The organism is Actinomycetospora sp. (assembly GCF_036497245.1).
Classification (GTDB): domain Bacteria; phylum Actinomycetota; class Actinomycetes; order Mycobacteriales; family Pseudonocardiaceae; genus Actinomycetospora.
This window is the reverse complement of sequence record NZ_DASXJS010000271.1, coordinates 1-3,243: the sequence shown is the minus strand read 5'-3', so window position 1 is coordinate 3,243 and position 3,243 is coordinate 1. Positions and strand designations below refer to the sequence as shown.

The 3,243-nt window shown below is 73.2% G+C and carries 3 protein-coding genes; 1 reads left to right on the top strand and 2 read right to left on the bottom strand.

The window, feature by feature from the left end:
• Both VGI02_RS27690 and VGI02_RS27685 read right to left on the bottom strand, forming a co-directional pair.
• Nucleotides 1–1,485: CocE/NonD family hydrolase (locus VGI02_RS27690; protein WP_331633054.1), on the bottom strand; the 1,485-nt coding region annotated here is incomplete at its 3' end.
• Between the two features lie 8 nt (nt 1,486–1,493).
• Entirely contained in the window at nt 1,494–2,042 is a 549-nt protein-coding gene (locus VGI02_RS27685; protein ID WP_331633052.1) for a TetR family transcriptional regulator, read from the bottom strand.
• A 159-nt stretch (nt 2,043–2,201) separates the two neighbouring features.
• Here VGI02_RS27685 and VGI02_RS27680 point away from each other — a divergent pair, with 159 nt between their 5' ends.
• Entirely contained in the window at nt 2,202–3,050 is an 849-nt protein-coding gene (locus VGI02_RS27680) for a 3-keto-5-aminohexanoate cleavage protein (RefSeq protein WP_331633050.1), read from the top strand.
• The last annotated feature ends 193 nt before the right edge of the window (nt 3,051–3,243 follow it).

Genomic DNA, 3,243 nt, shown 5'->3' with positions numbered 1-3,243 from the left:
GGTGTCCTCGGTGCGGGCGACCGGGCGGATCGCGCCCATGCCGAGCTGGTGGCGCCCGCCGTCGGTGTCGATGCGGGAGAGCCGGGCGAGGACGTAGGAGTCGATCTCGTTGCTGCTGAACGTCAGCCGGGCGGTGACGGGCCCGACGAGCCGGAGCTCCTCGCCGACCGGCAGCTCGAAGGTGAGCACCTGGTTGGCGAGCTCGTCGAGTCCGCCGAGCACCGGGACGCCCCGGGGGACGGCGGCCCACGTGTTGGCCCCGGGTGCGGTGTGGTCGGCGGCGAGCCGGTGGGTGGCGTGGTCGGCGCCTGCCGAGCCCAGGTACAGCCGCCGGGCGGTGCCCCGCGACGGCGGGAAGGCGTCGGCCGTCCCGAAGCGATCGGCGCCGTCGGTCCAGTAGCGCACCCGGGGCTGCTTGGCGTAGCCGTTGTCGAGGCCGTGCACCACGTGGTCGAAGAACGCCAGCGCCTCGCCCTGCCAGGAGTAGACCGGCAGGTCGTAGGCCGGCGGGCCGAGGATCAGCCACCGTCGGTCGGGCGGGGTCGCGGCGTTCTCGAACAGGTCGTAGCAGCCGAACTGGTGGAGGTTGACGTACCCGAGGTTCTGGACGACCGCGAACGGCACCTCGATCCGGTCGAGGACCGCGGTGGAGCCCTCGGGGATCGTCGAGGACTCCCGGGTCTTCTCGTCGAACATCCAGTGCGCGTAGATCTCCCTGACGTCCTCGACCGGGGTGGCCGACATGAACTTCTGGAACATCCCGTCGACGCTGTGGTGGACGACCTTCTCGAGGAGCGGCTGCATCGTCCCGTTGGTGACGTGGCTGATGGCCGCACGCAGCTGCGGGGGCATGCGGCGGGCGTAGTTCGCCTCGGTGAAGTTCGCGCCCATCCACAGCGAGAGGAAGAAGCTCGCCGGGACGCCGCCGAACGCCACGAGGTGGCGGTAGAAGTCGGTGCACATCTCGTTGGCGAAGAACGCCCGCAGCGCCTCGGGGCGTCGTGCCGCGACGAGGGGCTGGGTCATGCCGTAGTACGAGGTCCCGAACAGGACGACCTCGCCCGAGCACCACGGCTGTGCGGCGGCCCAGGCGATGACCTTCTCGTGGTCGTCGACGTCCTGCGGGTCGAAGAACATGACCTGCTCGCCCGTGGAGCGGCCCATCCCGCGCCGTTCCACGACGACGGGGCAGTACCCCCGGTCGGTGAACACCGGCGGCGAGCCGATCTCGTTCGAGCCCGTCGGGATCCCCGCGGTGTGGGTCTCGGTGCTGTAGGCCGAGAACGACACGACGGCGGGGTAGCGACCGGGCGTCTGCGGCAGGTACACGTCGGCGTTGAGCTCGACGCCGTCACCGACGGGGATGCGCTGCCCGGTCATGGTGCGGCTGCCGAGGCCGGAGTGCGCGACGCGGTGGGGCTCCCACCCGGCGTACTGGATACCGCTGGTCGACGGCTTCAACGGGACTCGGGCGAGCAGGTTCATCGTCGGGCTCACTGTTCTGCGTCGGAGGGCGGGAGGTGGGTGAGGAAGTCGGTGAGCATCCGTTCGGCCAGGGGCCGGAACTCGCCGGGCTCGCGGGCCAGGGCGAGGACGGCCATGCCGGTCGACACGCTCTGGAGCAGCCCGATCGCGGACGCGGTGGCGGCCGCACCGAACGCCGCGAGCAGCGCGACGCTGCCGGGGGCGACGCCGGCGGCGAGGTCGCCGAGTGCCCGGCGCACGCCGGGCTCGTCCTCGGCGCTCTGGGTCAGGGCCAGGAGCACCCGGGTCTGACCGGGCGCCGTGAGGACCGCGGCGAGAGCGGCGACCTTCGCGCCGGGCTCGCCCGCCTCCCCGACCGGCCGCAGCGCTTCGACGCGGGCCGCGACGGCCTCGTCGGCCACCGCGACGATGAGGTCGCTGCGCGTCGGGAAGTAGTACGTGAGGTGGCTCTGGCGCAGGCCCGCACGCTGCGCGACCCGAGCCTGGGTGAACGACCCGAGGCCCGCCTCCTCGAGCTGCGCGACGCCGGCGACGGTGATCGCGCGGCGCTTGTCCATCGGCCACTCCCCGGTTCCCGTCCTTGGTTGGTTGACCAACCAAGACTCCTCGGCGCGGGTCGACGGGTCAAGACGACCGGTCGGGTGCGCACCGGCACCCGTTCGCGCAGATTCAGCCGGGATTGCGTCTGCATATGCGTCCGAACGGTGGCAAGATGGTTGAACACGGACGGACCGCACCGGGAGGGCGCCATGCTGCAGTGCTGCCCGAACGGGACGCGCCCCGACGGCGTGTCCCCGGCGCTCCCGAGCACGCCGGAGGCGCTCGCCCGGGACGCGGGGGCGGTCGCGGCGCTGGGCGTCCGGAGCATGCACGTGCACCCGCGCGATCAGTACGGGCGCGAGAGCCTCGACACCGAGGTGATCGGGACGACGGTCGCGTCCATCCGCCGGGCCGCGCCCGCGCTGGAGATCGGCGTCCCGATGGCGCGGTGGATCGAACCGAGCGCGTTCCGGCGCACCGGGTTGGCGCAGGAGTGGGCGGGCCTGCCCCGGCACGCCCGTCCGGACGTCGCCGCGGTGAACGTGCACGAGCGCGGCTGGGAGACCGTCTGCGAGGCGCTCGCGTCCGTGGGCATCGGGATCGAGCTCGGGGTGTGGACGAGCGGCGACGCGGTGCAGCTCAAACAGGCGGGGATCCCGCAGGGCACGGTCCGGGTGACCGCCGAGGTCACGGTGACCGACCCCGACTCCGCGGTGGCCGAGGCGGTGCGCCTGCTCCGCGCGCTGCGCCCGATGACGGTGCCGATCCTGCTGCACGGCGAGGAGGGCGGCGCCTGGCCGGTGCTCGAGTACGCACGTCGCCAGGGGTTCGACACGCGGATCGGCTTCGAGGACACCCTCACCGGCCCGGACGGCGTGTGGTCGGCCACCGGGAACGAGGAGCTCGTCCGCTACGCCCTCGGGCAGGCCGTGACGCCTCGCCTCGGGCCGCGGCGTCGCCCGCGCGGTGGGTTCCTGTCGGGCAGGCTCGGGTTCAGGCGCTCCCGGTCCGCGCACCGTTCCTGACGCTCCCGCTCCCGAGGCCCGCGCTCCCGAGGCTCCCGAGGCTCCCGCGCGAGGGGAACCCTCGGCCGTTCTAGGCGACCGAGGGTTCCCCTCGTGCGGGGCCGTCGTCGTCGAGCACCTCCGACGGCGGCCCGGACCGCATGATCCGTCCGTGCTCGAGGACGACGACGGTGTCCGCCACCTCGCGCGCGAA

What these genes read in the sequence shown, in the direction of transcription:
- VGI02_RS27685 (WP_331633052.1), bottom strand. Translation starts at nt 2,042, where the DNA reads ATGGACAAGCGCCGCGCGATCACCGTCGCCGGCGTCGCGCAGCTCGAG.